The 15,698-nt window shown below is 61.4% G+C and carries 11 protein-coding genes and 2 pseudogenes; 4 read left to right on the top strand and 9 right to left on the bottom strand.

Features of this window, described 5'->3' with window-relative positions; translation table 11 throughout:
* Positions 1–86: 86 nt before the first annotated feature.
* Positions 87–1,430 carry an MFS transporter gene (locus AC19YS_RS11865; RefSeq protein ID WP_179610142.1) on the bottom strand — a complete coding sequence of 448 codons (1,344 nt, stop codon included), beginning with the start codon at positions 1,428–1,430 and terminating at the stop codon, positions 87–89.
* A 121-nt stretch (positions 1,431–1,551) separates the two neighbouring features.
* Here AC19YS_RS11865 and AC19YS_RS11860 point away from each other — a divergent pair, with 121 nt between their 5' ends.
* The gene (locus AC19YS_RS11860) at positions 1,552–2,436 is read left to right on the top strand and encodes a LysR family transcriptional regulator (RefSeq protein ID WP_500601781.1); all 885 of its coding nucleotides are present in this window, start codon (positions 1,552–1,554) and stop codon (positions 2,434–2,436) included.
* Positions 2,437–2,439: 3 nt separating this feature from the next.
* Here the strand turns inward: AC19YS_RS11860 and AC19YS_RS11855 are convergent, their stop codons facing one another.
* The 4 genes and pseudogenes from AC19YS_RS11855 to AC19YS_RS11840 all read right to left on the bottom strand — a co-directional run bounded on the left by AC19YS_RS11855 (position 2,440) and on the right by AC19YS_RS11840 (position 4,830).
* Positions 2,440–3,015 (bottom strand): flavin reductase family protein, encoded by a 576-nt coding sequence (locus AC19YS_RS11855; protein ID WP_448193016.1) that lies wholly within the window; start codon positions 3,013–3,015, stop codon positions 2,440–2,442.
* A 60-nt stretch (positions 3,016–3,075) separates the two neighbouring features.
* Positions 3,076–3,507, bottom strand: a pseudogene (locus AC19YS_RS11850) (methyl-accepting chemotaxis protein); the annotation flags it as partial.
* Positions 3,508–3,615: 108 nt separating this feature from the next.
* Positions 3,616–4,302 (bottom strand): annotated as a pseudogene (locus AC19YS_RS11845) (PAS domain-containing protein); the annotation flags it as partial.
* Between the two features lie 195 nt (positions 4,303–4,497).
* The gene (locus AC19YS_RS11840) at positions 4,498–4,830 is read right to left on the bottom strand and encodes a DUF2790 domain-containing protein (protein ID WP_106578522.1); all 333 of its coding nucleotides are present in this window, start codon (positions 4,828–4,830) and stop codon (positions 4,498–4,500) included.
* Between the two features lie 226 nt (positions 4,831–5,056).
* Between AC19YS_RS11840 and AC19YS_RS11835 the strand changes: the two genes are divergently transcribed.
* The 3 genes from AC19YS_RS11835 to AC19YS_RS11825 all read left to right on the top strand — a co-directional run bounded on the left by AC19YS_RS11835 (position 5,057) and on the right by AC19YS_RS11825 (position 8,789).
* Entirely contained in the window at positions 5,057–6,376 is a 1,320-nt protein-coding gene (locus AC19YS_RS11835; RefSeq protein ID WP_200624312.1) for an OprD family porin, read from the top strand.
* Between the two features lie 356 nt (positions 6,377–6,732).
* Positions 6,733–7,407: a response regulator transcription factor PcoR gene (locus AC19YS_RS11830; RefSeq protein ID WP_119736387.1), complete on the top strand. Its 675-nt coding sequence runs from the start codon at positions 6,733–6,735 to the stop codon at positions 7,405–7,407.
* Positions 7,404–8,789: a heavy metal sensor histidine kinase gene (locus AC19YS_RS11825; protein ID WP_200624311.1), complete on the top strand. Its 1,386-nt coding sequence runs from the start codon at positions 7,404–7,406 to the stop codon at positions 8,787–8,789. The genes AC19YS_RS11830 and AC19YS_RS11825 overlap by 4 nt, the downstream gene beginning before the upstream one ends.
* A gap of 183 nt (positions 8,790–8,972) precedes the next feature.
* Here the strand turns inward: AC19YS_RS11825 and AC19YS_RS11820 are convergent, their stop codons facing one another.
* From AC19YS_RS11820 to AC19YS_RS11805, 4 genes are all read right to left on the bottom strand, one after another.
* A complete protein-coding gene (locus AC19YS_RS11820; RefSeq protein ID WP_500601778.1) occupies positions 8,973–12,107 on the bottom strand; it encodes a CusA/CzcA family heavy metal efflux RND transporter in 3,135 nt (1,044 codons plus the stop codon).
* An 18-nt stretch (positions 12,108–12,125) separates the two neighbouring features.
* Positions 12,126–13,232 carry an efflux RND transporter periplasmic adaptor subunit gene (locus tag AC19YS_RS11815; protein ID WP_200624309.1) on the bottom strand — a complete coding sequence of 369 codons (1,107 nt, stop codon included), beginning with the start codon at positions 13,230–13,232 and terminating at the stop codon, positions 12,126–12,128.
* Between the two features lie 18 nt (positions 13,233–13,250).
* Positions 13,251–14,471 (bottom strand): TolC family protein, encoded by a 1,221-nt coding sequence (locus AC19YS_RS11810; RefSeq protein ID WP_500601776.1) that lies wholly within the window; start codon positions 14,469–14,471, stop codon positions 13,251–13,253.
* 110 nt (positions 14,472–14,581) lie between these two features.
* Positions 14,582–15,487, bottom strand: a complete 906-nt coding sequence (locus tag AC19YS_RS11805) for a cation diffusion facilitator family transporter (protein WP_106578516.1) — start codon at positions 15,485–15,487, stop codon at positions 14,582–14,584.
* Between the last annotated feature and the right edge of the window lie 211 nt (positions 15,488–15,698).

The raw sequence follows: 15,698 nt of genomic DNA, 5'->3' as shown, positions 1-15,698 counted from the left end.
GGGCTTGCTCGCGAAAGCGCAGTGTCAGTCGACTTATGAGCGACTGACCCACCGCCTTCGCGAGCAAGCCCGCTCCCACATGGGTTCTATGTTGTTTCCACTATCGCATTCGGCTCGGGCGCTTGCGTTTTGAGCCGCAGCGCCAACACCGCGCCGACCAAGGCAATTGCCGCGCTCCACCACAGCGCCAGCTCGATCCCGCCCGCATTCGCCACCGACACCAGCACCGCCAGGCCCAACGCCCCGCCGATCTGCTGGCTGGTAGACGCCATCCCCGCCGCCACGCCCTGCTCACCAGGCCGAATACCCAGCCCCGCCGCCACCCACATCGCTGTCCAGGTCATGCCCTGCCCGATGCTCAAAATGAAGATGCCCGGCAACAGCGACCAAAACCCTACGCCCGTCGGCAACGCCCAACACACCAGTGCAATGCCCACCGCGCCCGCCAGTTGCCCGCTGACCAAGGTGTTGCGCAACCCCAACCTGGCCAGCGAACGCTCTGCCAACCAGATGCCGAACGTGCACACCAGGGTCGCCGGTAAAAACGCCAAACCGGCCTGCAATACGCTGTAGCCATAGACCTGCTGGTAATACAGCGCCAGGAAGTAGTACTGCACGCCAAAGCTGCTCATGAACACCGCCGTGAGCACCATCGCCATGCGCAGTTCGCGGTAGGCGAACAAACGCAGCGGCATCAGCGGATCGCTGCCGCGGTGCTCGATCCACGCGAACAACCCAAGCAATGCCAGCGCCAAGGCGATGCAGCCCAGCGTCTGCGGCGCCGACCAGCCCCACTCGGGGCCTTGCACCAGCGCGAACACCAGCAACGTGCCGCCGACGGTCACCGTCAAGGCGCCGACGATGTCGAATTTGCGCCCACGTACACGCTCGCCATCGGCTGGAATCCAGTAACGCGCCGCCCACGCGCAGCCGCCCGCCAACGGCACATTCACCAGAAACACCGCCTCCCATCCCCACACCTGAGTCAGCACGCCGCCCAGTAATGCGCCGAGTGCCAGCCCCGCTGCCGAGGCTGCACTCCACACCGCAAACGCCCGATTGCGTGCAGGGCCTTCGGCATAGTGCGTGTTGATCAACGCCAACGTGGCCGGGAACAACAATGCCCCGCCCACACCTTGCACCGCCCGCGCCAGCACCAGCAACACCGCGCTGCCGCCGAGCACCGCCGCCAGGGAGGCCAGCGCATACAGCGACTGGCCCACCCGGTAAAAACGGCGCTTGCCAAGCAAGTCCGTCGCCCTGCCACCCAGCAACAGAAAGCCACCAAACGCCACGCTGTAGGCGCTCACCACCCATTGCAATTGCTGCGCGGAAAAATCCAGGTGCGCGCCAATCTGCGGCAGGGCGACAAACACAATGGTGGCATCCAGGGCGATGATCAGTTGTGCGGTGGCCAGCAATAAAAGCATCCAGCCAGAGGGTCGAGAGGGAGACATCACAGCGTCCAGTCCGAAAATAAGAGGTGCCAGTTTCTTTCATGCCCGACAGATGATAAATAGCGCTATCACTCTTTCAGTAATGACTTTAATCATGGATCTGAACGCTGTTCGACTCTTGGTCCGCGTGGCCGAAACCCGCAGCTTTACCCGCGCGGCCGGCGAATTGGGGCTGACGCAGTCCGGGCTGTCCCGCGCCATCTCGCGCCTGGAAAGCCAGCTGGGTGTGCGCTTGCTGCAACGCAACACGCGCAGCGTCAGCCTTACGCCCGACGGTCAGATGCTGTACGAGCGCAGCGCGCCGTTACTGGCAGAACTGGCTGAAACCGAAAAGCTGATGCTCGACCGACGCAGCAGCCCGGCCGGCCTGTTGAAAATCAGCACACCGTCGTTGTTCGGTCGCAAGGTGGTGATGCCGGTGATCGGCGAACTGACATTGCGCCATCCCCAATTGCGCATCGAAGCGGTGATGACTGACCGGCTGGTGGATATCGTCGACGAAGGTTTCGACGCCCTGTTGCGCACGGGCGAGATCCAGGATCAACGCCTGATCGCCCGTGCCCTGCCGCCGCTACGCTGGGTCACGGTGGCCTCGCCGGCTTATCTGGCGCGTTGCGGCACGCCGCAAACGGTGGACGAGCTCAAGGACCACAGCTGCCTCACTGTGCGTAACTTGCGCAGCGGACGCATGGTGGATTGGCAGTTCATGAGCGAGGGCAAAGTGCAGGACGTGAGCGTCGAGGGGCGGCTTATTTTCGACAGCGGCGATGCGCTGGTAGACGGCGCGGTGGGGGGGTTCGGCATCGCCCAGGTGATGGATTTTGCGGTGCGCGAGGCCATGGCCGCCGGGCGCCTGGTGCCGTTGCTGGAAGACGTGGCCGGGCGCAGTCGCGCGATCTCACTGGTCTATCCGCCGTCCCGGCAGTATTCGCCCAAGCTGATGGCGTTTGCCCAGGCACTGGCAAACGCCCGCTGGTAAAGCCTACAACTGGCGCCCGACCACCGGCTCGCCGATGCTCAGGAAATTTCCGCCCGCGACATGGTGCAAGGTGCGCAATTCGTCATGGCCTTCGAAATGCCAGTGCCCGTCGCTGAACACGCGCGCGTCTGCATAGGCCGCGACGACTTCGCCGAGGAATAAATCGTAGGTCTGTTGGTGGTGAGGCTCGGGCAGCAGGCGGCATTCCAGCCACGCTACGCAACCTTCCAGCAGCGGCGCTTCGGTGTGTTCAGCGCTGAATGTCTGCAAGCCATAGGTGGCGAATTTGTCGGTGTCTGCGCCCGTGGTGTTGCCGACCGTCTGCACCAGATCGGCCTGGGCCACGCAAGGCACCTGCAGCACAAAGGTGCCGGCGGCTTCCAGCAGCTGGCGGGTCCAGGTGGCCTTGTCGAGCACCACGGCGACCTTCGGCGGCTCGAAATCAAGCGGCATGGCCCAGGCAGCGGCCATGATATTGCGCTTGCCATCGTGGGCCGCGCTCACCAATACGGTCGGCCCGTGATTGAGCAAACGGTAGGCCTTGGACAAAGGTACGGGACGACGGTGGGTAGGGCTCATGGAGGGACGGCTCTTCAAGCAAGAAAAAACCTACGATACCTCAAGCACAAGCCCTGCGGGTCAGCTCGACAGCTGATTGGCAAACTGCCCGACCGCGCTCACCACTTTTTGTGCACCGTCCTGGATTTCCACAATCACCGTGCCCGCCTCGGCCGCCAGGGCCAAGCCTTGCTCGGCCTGCAAACGGCCCTCGTTCATCAAGGACACCGCATCGCGGGCCATGTCCTGGTTCTGACGAACCACGCCGACGATTTCCTCGGTGGCCTTGCTGGTGCGCGAGGCCAACTGACGCACTTCATCGGCCACCACCGCAAAGCCACGGCCCTGCTCGCCGGCCCGCGCCGCTTCGATGGCCGCGTTGAGCGCCAGCAAGTTGGTTTGCTCAGCGATGCCGCTGATGGTCTTGACGATGGTGCCGATCACTTGGGACTGAGCGTTCAGCGCCTCGATGCCATCACCGGCCTGCTGCATGTGCCTGGCCAGATCACGCATGACATCCACCGCCTGCGTCACGACAGTGGTGCCGCGCTGGGCACTGTTGTCGGTTTGCAGCGAGGTGCTGTAGGCGATGTTTGCGGCTTCGGCCACGGCCTGTTCCTGGTTGACCTGGTCGGTGATCACCGTGGCGAACTTGACCACTTTGTAAAGGCGGTCATTGGCATCCAGCACCGGGTTGTAGGTCGCCTCCAGCCACACCACACGGCCATGGCTGTCGACCCGTTTGAAGCGCGCCGCCACAAACTCACCGGCGTTCAAACGTTTCCAGAAATGCTGGTACTCGGCGCTGTTGTATTCCTCCGGTTCGCAGAACATACGGTGATGTTTGCCCTGGATCTGCGCCAGGCTGTAGCCCATGCCACCGAGGAACCGGTCGTTCGCGGTCAGCACATGGCCGCCGAGGTCGAACTCGATCACTGCAGTGGAACGCACCAGCGCGGTGATCAGGTTCTCATGCTCGCGCGACCCCTCGATGGTGCGGGTGAGGTCGCTGGAGTAAATCGAAAAATGCTTGATGCGCCCGTCAGAACTGCGCACCGGTTGCAGGATCGAGCGCAACCATGCCTCTTTGCCGTTGCCGCGCATCAGGCGCACGGTGCCGGCGAAGTGTTCGCCGCGCACCAGGGCATTGCGAAAGCGCTGCTGGAATTCGTCCTGGCGCAGGTGCGTGGGCACCAGCTCGTCTATGTGCCGCCCCACAATGTTGGAGGCCTGGTACGACAGCTCTTGCAGGAAGTTGGCATTTGCCCACTCCACCCGGCCTTCGGCGTCCAGCGTCAGGCACAGCATTTCGCTTTCCAGGCTCTCCTTGACCTGTTGCAAGCTGGACAACTCTTCGCGAAGAGCCGACAGCTCCTGCTTCAAACGGGTGTTGAACATGGGGCACCGATGGTCATTTGGGGAGATGGATCTGACCTGCATCGGCGCTGACGAGGTTTTCTGAAGCGCTTTTTTGTGGCGCGCCCAACTGTTTTTTTGGATCCATTAACTGCCGTTGTTTCGGCAAACACCCATCACCTTGTATTCCACCGTATTGAGCTTGCCGCTGGAGTCTTCATAGGTCATGCGTGAAGGCACGGCATTGCACGAACTGATCGGCGGCGTAACGTTGACGACCTTGGCAATATCCAGCGCCATGCCATAGCGATACGCCTGCACCTGGGGTGCTGGCTGGCCGTTTTTTTGCGCGTAAGCCGCCATGGCTTTTTGATTACGCTCCATCATCAGCGCAAACGTGCGGTCGCCTCCGCCTTCGGCCATCGCACTCAGTGACAGGACTGCAGCTAATACACCCAAGCCAATTTTATAAAATGTCATTACAGGTTCCTCGGTTGATAAGTTCAGTCACGAGACTAATCAACCAACCCTGTCGCCATGTTCACCAAAACATTACTTATCTGTTAGATCGCGGTGAGCTTCCAGAATTGTAATGTTCGCGCCACCTGACCGTTATCCACTGTTTGCAACTATCAGCCCGGGCCAGATCAATAAAAACGCCCCTACCTATAAGAAGCTGAAAACTGCCAACACCCAGGAGCGAAACATGAGCATTGCTTACTACACCCTTCCCTTTTCATTGATTGTTGCACTGCCTCTGGCAGCCGGGGCGGTGGAAGACACGCCCGATGGTTTTATCCAAGGCAGCAGCGTAACCGTGCTGGCGCGCAACTTTTACTTCAATCGCGATGACCGCAAGGGCCAGTCCAGCCCGACCGGCAATGGGTATTCCGAAGCCTGGGCGCAGGGTCTGATCGGCAAATTCGAATCCGGCTTTACTCAAGGCACCGTAGGCTTTGGCCTGGATGCGTTTGCCATGTACGGCCTGAAACTCGACTCGGGCACCGGTCGCAGCGGCGGCAAGGGTTCGTTCGGCGTGCTGCCGGTGGACAGCGACAATCACCCCGAAGGCAGCTACAGCAAAGTCGGCGGCGCGGCGAAATGGCGCGTGCTGGACACGGTTATCAAGGCCGGCGATGTGTTCCCGCTCACGCCGGTGGTGGCCTACGGCGATTCGCGGTTGTTGCCGGAAAGCTTTCGCGGCGTCACCGCGCAGAACACCAGCCTTGAGGGCTTGAGCCTGCAAGGCGGACGCCTGAGCGGCATGAGCCAGCCAAGCGAAAGCGGGATGAACAAGGGCTTCGCGACCTTCTACGCGGGCAAGGTCGACTCACCCTGGATCGGCTATTTCGGGGGGGAGTACGCCGTCAACAAACACCTGAACGTGAGCCTCTACAGCAGCCGACTGAAGGACGCCTGGGACCAGTACTACGTCGGCAGTGCCGCCAGTTACCCACTGACCGACGACGTGTCGTTATTCGGCGATTTCAACTATTACAAGGCCGTGGACGAAGGCAAACAGCTGCTGGGCAAATTCGACAACACCATCTGGAGTGCCAGGCTCGGGGTAAAGGTCGGTGCTCACAGCGTGGCCCTCTCGCACCAGCGCAACAACGGCGATGACGACTTTGATTACCTGCGCCAATCGGACTCGATTTTCCTCAATAACTCGATCCAGTACAGCGACTTCAATTCGCCCAAGGAGCGTTCGTGGATGGCCCGTTACGACCTCGACATGCAGGCGTTCGGTATACCTGGCCTGTCGTTCATGACCCGTTATGCCAAAGGCACCGGCGCCGATTACAGCCACGCCAACGCGGTGTACATGCGCCGCGATGCATCCGGCAACCCGCTGACAGATCAACGCCGCTGGGAAAGGGATGTCGAGGCCGAGTACGTGGTGCAAAGCGGCAGCCTGAAAGATTTGTCGTTGCGCTTGCGCCAGGCCACCGTGCGCTCCAGTGCGTTTGAGTCAGACCTGGAAGAAGTTCGCTTGATTGCGCAATACCCATTGGTCGCACTTTGAACAATCGCCCAGTCGAGTGCTTACATTCGTTCGCGCTTGACTAACATCTGTTCACAAATTGCTATCTATCAAAACTGTAACATTGGCCCCAGCTTCCCGTTAAGTTGAACTTCCTATACTCGCTTCAGCTTGTCAGCACCGAGCAACATTCGTCTCTGAAGCTTTTTTTAGCTCCTTTGGAAAGAGATGATTTTTTAACGCCCCTCTGGGGCGTTTTTTTTGCGCGCAGGCTTAGTCGCGACCCATTGCCGCAGTTGACCCTGAAGCTGCTTCACACTTCAGAATTTTCCTACTCACAACACACCCAATTCCATAGGGAAATGGAACCCTTCTCTTTCAGTAAAAGGTAAATCCCCATGCGTATCCTTGTGGTTGAGGACGAGCAAAAAACCGCTGACTACCTGCAGCAAGGCCTGAATGAAAGTGGCTACGTCGTGGACTGCGCGTCCAATGGCATTGATGGCCTGCACCTGGCTGAGCAGCACGCCTATGAGTTGGTGATTCTTGACGTCAACCTGCCGGGCAAGGATGGCTGGGAAGTGCTGGAGCAATTGCGCCGCAACGGCACCCAGCGCGTGATGATGCTGACCGCCCGCGGGCGGCTGGCCGACAAGATCAAGGGCCTGGACATGGGCGCCGATGACTACCTGGTCAAACCCTTCGAGTTTCCCGAATTGCTGGCGCGGGTACGCACCCTGCTGCGGCGCAGCGAGCACATCCCACAGCCGGAAGTGTTCAGCGTGTCGGACCTGGAACTGGACCCCCGCCGCCATCGCGCGTACCGCGGCACACGGCGCATTGACTTGACCACCAAGGAGTTCGCACTGCTGCAGGTGCTGATGCGCCAGACCGGTGAAGTGCTGACGCGCACGCAGATCATTTCGCTGGTGTGGGACATGAATTTCGACTGTGACACCAACGTCGTGGAAGTCTCCATCAGCCGCCTGCGGGCCAAGGTGGACGATCAGAGCGAGGTCAAGCTGATCCACACCATTCGCGGCGTGGGTTACGTGCTGGAAGCACGGCCATGAAAACCGGCAGTTTGTCGATGCGTCTGGGGTTGACGGTCAGCCTCATGGGCGCGGGCCTGGTGCTGTTGCTGGCGACGTTGGCGTATCTCGCCCTGACCCACGAACTGGAAAAACTGGCGCGCAAAGGCCTGGAAAGCAAGATGGAACAGATCCAGCACAGCCTGTCTCAAGGCCTCGACGCCCACGCCATCCGGGCGCGCCCGCATTCGCTGATGGACCTGGTGATCGGCCATGACAATTTTTACCTCACTATCGTCGGCACCGCGCCCGATGAAACGGTGTTGCTGAGCATCGGTGCCAAGCCTCAGGAGCCGCTGCTGACAAACTTCACACCGCGAGAAACGCTCGGCTACCTCAATTGGGCCGACAGCAATGGCAACCAGGTGCTCAGCGCCTCCAGCCTGATGCGCCTGGCCAGCGGCGAACGCGTACGCGTGCTGTTGTCGCTGGACCGCATGGACGATCAGGCGCTGCTCAGTGCCTACCTGCGCGCCACCGTGATCGCCTTGCCCATGTTGTTGATGCTGATCGGCATGGGCGCCTGGTGGCTGGTGCAGCGCGGGCTTGCGCCGTTGAAGCAGTTCAGCCATGTGGCGGCCAAAGTCACCACCCAGGACCTGACCCATCGCTTGTCCGTCGACAACCTGCCCAAGGAGCTGGGCGAATTGGCGCAAGGCTTCAATGTGATGCTCAACCGCCTGGACGCCGGGGTGCAGCAACTGTCGCAATTCTCCGACGACCTTGCTCACGAATTGCGTGCACCGCTGACCAACCTGATGGGCAAAGCCCAGCTCACGTTATCGCGCCAACGCCCACCGGACGAATACAAAGCAGTGCTGGAATCCAACACCGAAGAGCTGGAGCGCCTGGCACGCATCGTTTCCGACATGTTGTTCCTCGCCCAGGTCAGCCACCCGGCAGCGCGAGCTTCGTTTACCGCAGTATCGCTGGCGGACGAAGCTCATCGGGTCATGGATTTATTCGCCCTGAGTGCCGAAGACAAACAACTGGCCCTGACCCTCAGCGGCGAGGCCCTGGTGAACGGCGATCGCCTGATGATTCAACGCGCGCTCTCCAACCTGCTTTCCAATGCGATCCGCCACAGCCCAGCGGGCGCGCATATCTCATTGCGCGTGGAGGCTTACGGCAACAGCGTGTCGTTGTCTGTGAGCAACCCAGGCCCGGGGATTGAAGCGCACCACCTGCCGCACCTGTTCGAACGGTTCTACCGTGTCGACAGCAGCCGCGCGCGCACCGAGGGCGGCACCGGCCTGGGACTGGCCATCGTGCGATCGATCATGACCCTGCACCAGGGGCAAACCGACGTGCGCAGTTCGCCCGGCGCTTTCACCGTGTTTCGCCTGGTGTTTCCTCAGGTATAAGCCCTTCAAGGCTGAGCGGGCTTGTTGTGGCGAGCGGGCTTGCCCCGCGTTGGGCTGCGCAGCAGCCCCCATCAGGCCCACCTCGGTATCCCTGATATACCGTGGCGAAAGATTTGGGGCGGCTTCGCCACCCAACGCGGGGCAAGCCCGCTCGCCACAACATGCCCGCTCACCCCACCCGCATCATTCCTCCTTGCGGTGCGCCCACTGATACAACGCCGGCAACACCAGCAAGGTCAGCAACGTAGAGGAAATAATCCCGCCGATCACCACCGTCGCCAGCGGGCGCTGTACTTCGGCGCCGGTGCCGGTGGCCAAGGCCATGGGGATAAACCCCAGGGATGCCACCAGCGCAGTCATCAACACCGGGCGTAAACGTGTGAGCGCCCCTTCATGGATCGCCACCGACAGTGGACGCCCTTCCTCACGCAGGTTGCGAATGAAGGCAATCATCACCAGCCCGTTAAGCACCGCCACCCCCGACAACGCAATAAACCCCACCCCCGCCGAGATCGACAACGGAATATCGCGCAGCCACAGCGCCATGATCCCACCGGTCAACGCGAACGGAATCCCGGTAAACACCAGCAAGCCATCCTTGAGGTTGTTGAACATCATGAACAACAGCCCAAACACCAGCAGCAACGCCACCGGCACCACGATACGCAAGCGCTCGGAGGCCTCCTTGAGCTGTTCGAACTGGCCGCCCCAGGTGGTCCAGTAACCCGCCGGGACCTTCACCTGAGTGCTGATGGCAGACTCGGCCTCTTCGACGAACGAACCGATATCACGCCCGCGCACATTGGCGCTGACAATCACCAGGCGCTTGCCGTTCTCACGGCTGATCTGGTTCGGGCCCAGCACCAGGTCCAGGCTGGCGACCTGGGACAAGGCAATAAAACCCAACTGGCCCGAGGCGTTGCTGGCCAGCGCCGGCACCGGGATCAACAGCCGCGACAAGCCGTCGATATCGGTGCGCAGCGCATCGGATAAACGCACGACCATGTCGAAGCGGCGGTCACCCTCGTACAGCGTGCCGGCCTGGCGCCCACCCACGGCGACGGCGATGGTGTCCTGCACGTCGCCCACGTTCAGGCCAAACCGCGCGGCCTTGTCGCGATCAATATTGATGGTCAGTACCGGCAGGCCAGCGGTCTGCTCGACCTTCACTTCCGAGGCGCCATCAAGCGTCTGCAAGGTCTCGGCGATTTCTGCGGCGGTCTTGTTGAGCACTGCCATGTCGTCGCCAAACACCTTCACCGCCACGTCACTGCGCACCCCGGAAATCAACTCGTTGAAGCGCAACTGGATCGGCTGCGACAGCTCATACGCACTGCCCGGCACAATCGCACTGGCGCGCTGGATATCTTCGATCAGCGCCTCGCGGGATTTCGCTGGATCAGGCCACTGGTCCTTGGGCTTGAGCATCACATAGCTGTCGGAAATATTCGGCGGCATCGGGTCGGAAGCGATTTCCGCGGTACCGGTGCGAGCAAAGACTCGCTCGATTTCCGGCACCTGGGCCATCAAGGTTTTTTCCAGCTGCTGCTGCATCTGCACCGATTGCGTGAGGCTGGTGCCGGGTACGCGCAGGGCCTGTTGAGCGAAGTCGCCTTCACTGAGGCTGGGGATAAATTCGCTGCCCATGCGGCTGGCCACCACGCCCGAAGCGACGATGGTCAGCACCGCCAGGCCGAACACCAGCGGGCGGCGCGTCATGACCCAATCCAGCACCGGCGCATAGGCCCGACGCGCCGTGCGCATCACCAGGTTTTCCTCTTCCTTGACCTTGCCGGTGACAAACAGCGCAATCGCGGCCGGCACAAAGGTCACCGACAGAATCATCGCACCGAGCAAAGCGATGACCACAGTGAACGCCATTGGGTGGAACATCTTCCCGGCCACCCCGGTGAGGGCGAAGATCGGCAGGTACACCACCATGATGATCAGTTGCCCGAAGATCAGTGCGCGCCGCGCTTGCTTGGCCGCAGCGAACACTTCGTGCAGGCGCTCGCTGCGGGTCAGCAAGCGGCCATGGCGCTGCTGCGCATGGGCCAGCCGGCGAATGGCGTTTTCGACGATCACCACCGCGCCGTCGACAATAATCCCGAAGTCCAGCGCGCCAAGGCTCATCAGGTTGGCACTGACTTTGTTGGTAAACATGCCGGTAAAGGTGAACAGCATCGCCAGCGGAATCACCATCGCGGTGATCAACGCCGCGCGGATATTGCCTAGGAACAGAAACAGCACCGCGACCACCAGCAGCGCACCTTCGAAGAGGTTTTTCTTCACCGTGGCGATGGCTTTTTCGACCAGGTTGGTGCGGTCATAAACGGTCACGGCAACCACGCCCTGGGGCAGCGAACGGTTGATCTCTTCGAGTTTTTTCGCCACCGCCTGGGACACGGTGCGGCTGTTTTCACCGATCAGCATGAACACCGTGCCCAGCACCACTTCACGGCCATTTTCGGTGGCGGCGCCGGTGCGCAGCTCACGGCCGATGTCGACTTGCGCCACATTGCGCACGCGGATCGGCGTACCGTCCGACGTGGTGATCACGATGTTGGCAATGTCATCGATCGACGCCACTTGCCCCGGTGCGCGAATCAACAGCTGCTCGCCGCTGCGCTCGATGTAACCGGCGCCAACGTTGGCATTGTTGCGCTCAAGCGCGGTGACCAAATCGGTCAGCGTCAGGTTGTAGGCCGCCAAGCGTTTTGGGTCCGGCGCGATCTGGTATTCCTTGGCAAAGCCGCCGATGGTGTTGATCTCGGCCACACCCGGCACGTTGCGCAGCTGTGGCTTGATGATCCAGTCCTGGATCACGCGCAGGTCGGTCGGCGAGTAAGGCGTGCCATCTTCCTTGAGCGCGCCGTCATCGGCTTCGACGGTCCACAGGAAAATCTCCCCGAGGCCAGTGGAAATCGGCCCCATCGCGGTTTCGATGCCGGCGGGCAATTGCTCGCGGGCCACCTGCAGGCGCTCGTTGACCAATTGGCGGGCGAAGAACAGGTCAGTGCCGTCTTTGAAGATCACCGTGACCTGGGACAGGCCGGAGCGCGACAACGAACGCGTCTGCTGCAAACCCGGCAGGCCGGCCATGGCGGTTTCGATAGGAAAGGTAATGCGCTGCTCGGTTTCCAACGGCGAGAAGCCGGCCGCCGCCGAGTTGATCTGCACCTGCACATTGGTGATGTCGGGCACCGCGTCGATGGGCAACTTCTGATAACTGGCGATGCCGACACCGGCCATCAACAGCACCGCCAGCAGCACGATGATGCGCTGCTCGATGGCAAATTGGATAAGGCGCTCAAACATGGGGAATCACTCGCAGGATCAATGGGCGTGCTCGGCCGAGCCTTTACCCAGTTCGGACTTGAGGATGAAGCTGCCTTCGGTCGCCACTTGCGCACCGGCTTCCAGGCCGTGGCGCACCTCGACGTAGCCGTTTTCACTCACGCCCAGTTCGAGGTGGCGGGTGATGAAACCGTCCGCCGTGCGCACGAATACCGAGGGTTTTTCCTCGACTGTCTGGATGGCGGTTTGCGGCACGGTGACCTTGGCCTGGTAGGTGTCGGTGGCCAGTTGCACAGTCACAAACAACCCTGGGCGCCAGGCATCGTCGGGGTTGGGCACAGTCACGCGCACGGTAGCGGTGCGCGTCTGCTCGCCGAGCAGGTTGCCGACGTAGGCCACGGTGCCTTGAACGTCGGTGCCCATTTCCGTGGAGCTGACCTTCACCGGTTTACCGACGCGCACCTTGTTCAGGTCCTTGGGAAACACGCCGAACGTGACCCACACCTGGGACAAATCCGAGAGCGTGAAGGCGTTGCTGGTTTCGCCTACCACTTCGCCCACGCCCAGGTGTTTTTCCACCACCACACCGGCGAATGGCGCGCGCAGCTCGTAGCGATTACCGCCGGCCAGTACGGCGCTGCCGCTGAGTGCCGTCATCTTCTGACGCGCGTTGTTCAGTGCGATTTCCGCTTCCTGCAAGGTCTGGCGCGCCAGCAGGTAATCCTGCTCGGCGGAGATTTCGTCCTTCCACAGCTGGCGCTCACGCTCAAAGGTGGTACGCGCCAGCTCGACGCGTCGCTCGCTGGCGGCCAACTCGCTGCGCTGGTCGGAAATCTGCTGGCTGGCGATCACGGCCAACACCTCGCCCTTTTTCACCGACTGGCCAAGGTTGACCTTTACCGCCTCCACCACACCGGCCGCACGCGGCACGATGTGCGAGGTACGGTCCTCGTCAAAACGCACTTCTCCCGGCAGCGTCAGCAGCGTGCTGATCGCCCGCGGTTGGGCTTGGGCGAGCTGAATACCGGCCGCCTGGATCTGTTGCTCGGTGAGTTCGAGTTTGCCTTCCTCCTCCTCGGCCTGTGCAAAACCAGACAGCATCAGGCTCAGGGCGACGGCGAGCGCCACACCGTGTTTAGGCTTCATAAAAGACTCCAGAAAAGATCAAAACCGGGCGAGGTCGCCGTAAATACGTTCTATGCGCACCCAGGCGTCGGTCGCCTGAGCGGTCGCCACCAGGTATTGGGTGCGGGCTGCGATCAAGGTGCGCTGGGCGTCGAGCACGTCGAGGAAGTTGAACTTGCCCATCTCGAAGCCACGGGTGGCGTTGTCCACCGCGCTCTGGGCGGCGGGCAGGATGTGTTGGTTGAATGCGCGCACTTCGGTATCGGCGGTTTGCCACAGGTCCAGCGCCTGGCGGGTTTCGGTGCGCAGGCGCAGTTCGACCGCGTTACGCAAGTCGCGGGCTTGGTCGGCACGGCGGCTGGCGGCGAGCACATTGCCCTGGTTGCGGTTGAACAGCGGGATCGGCATCGACACGCCCACCAGGTTCACGCGTTCACGCACGCTGGCGTCGTACTGGCTGCCGATGGACACATCGAGGTCGGGAATCCGCTGGGCCTTTTCCAGGCCCACGCTGGCTTCGCTTTGAATAATGTGCAGGTCGGCCAGGCGCAGTTCGGTGGTTTGCTCAAGCCGCGCGAGCAATTGCGCGGCGGCCGGCAAGGGCGGTGCGGATTGGCTTTGCGCGGCCACGTCCTCAAAGTCAGGCGTGGCGCTGCCGGTGCTGGCGGCCAGGCGCCGATAGGCATCGCTGAGGCCGATTTGCGCGCGGTTCAATTCCAGGCGGATCTGCGACACCTGCACCTGTGCGCGCGTGGTTTCCACCGGCGATGATTTGCCGGCGGTGACGCGACCTTTGGCGACCACCAGGCCACGCTCGGCCAGGGCCATCGAGCGTTGCGCCAAGTCGAGGCGCTGCTGGGCACGCAAAGCACTGTAGTAACTGTCGATTACGTCGGCGCGCAGGCCATTGCGACGCTGCTCCAGGGTCAGCGCCGCGGCGTCCTGGGCGCGCGTCGCGACGTCAATGCGCGCGCCACGTTTGCCGCCCAGTTCCAGGGTCTGGCTAAGTTTGAGGGTGGTCGTGCGCGTGTTGCGGCGAGTGTCTTCGGCATCCCAGGAAGCCACCGGGTTGGGGATCAAGCCGGCCTGCTGGCGACCGCCCTGGGCAATGTCGATTTCCCATTGCGCAGCGGCCAGGTCAGGGTTGTTGGCGAAGGCGGCTTGCAGGGCTGCATCCAGAGAGAGGGTTTGCGCCTGGGCAGCGCCTGCGGCCACCCACAACGCTGCTGCCCCCAAAAATGTTCTAACGGAAAGTGCCATAACGAAAGTTCCACGCCCATGAAGTCGCTGAGATTTCCCAGCGGGGGGCAATGTAGCTTTCGGTACTTATCAGGGCCGTGGGCGAAACATTACAAATCCGTTAGCCGGGCTCAGGCATGCACCTCGTCATGCTCGTCGTGCACAAAACCTTCGCCTTCCACCTGGATCGTGGCGTGGGAAATATCGAATTGTTCGTGCAGCAATTCCGTCACCTGACTAAGGATTTTTTGCTCCGTGTTCAGCGCAGCATCCGCCACCAAGTGCGTGCTCAGCACATTCTTGCCACTGGTCAGGGCCCAGATATGCAGGTCGTGCACGTCCTTGACCCCCGGCACACCGCGAATGGCCTGCTCGACCTGATCGATATCGATGCCGTCCGGCACGCCCTGCAGCAGCACGTTCATGCTTTCCTTTAGCAGCGTCCAGGTGCGCGGCAACACCCAGAAACCAATCGCCGCCGCCACCACCGAGTCAACCCAGCCCCAGCCGGTGAACATGATCACCACCGCCGCGATCATCACGCCGATGGAACCGAGCATGTCGCTCCAGACCTCCAGATATGCGCCCTTCACATTCAGGCTTTCACCGCTGGCGGCACTGAGCAGTTTCATCGAGATGAGGTTGACGATCAGCCCCAAAAACGCAATCACCAGCATGCCGGTTGACTGGATCTCAGCCGGTGCCTGCAGCCGTTGATAGGCCTCATACAGAATGTAAAACGCCACGCCAAACAACAGCAGCGCATTGAACGCCGCCGCGAGGATCTCGAAACGCGCGTAGCCAAAGGTGCGCTTGCGGTCGGCCGCGCGCTTGGCGACCTGGATGGCCACCAGAGAAATCGCCAGCGCCAGGGCGTCGGTCATCATGTGCGCGGCGTCGGACAACAGCGCCAGGCTACCGGTGATAAACGCGCCGATCACCTCAGCAATCATGAAGCTGCTGGTCAGCCCCAGGGCGATCCATAGAAGACGCTCGTGACCGGCACGTACCTGGCCGTGGTTATGTCCTGCGCTCATGAAAATTCCTCAATAGGTGGGGTTCGTTGATCATAGTGCTATAGGCCAGATCCCCGCGCAGGGGTTGCAAATTTGTCATCTGCGCGACAGCTCGTCGTTATATCGCGCGCACCAAAATCGCACATGGACGCTCTGCAACAGTTCTATCAGGTATGCTTTTCGAGCAGGAAACAAAAAGAAACAAATTAGCCAACCTGTTCGATAAGGAGTC

The organism is Pseudomonas sp. MF08831 (assembly GCF_059862645.1).
Note: the sequence above shows the minus strand (reverse complement) of the source record. Positions and strands in the feature narration are given on the sequence as shown.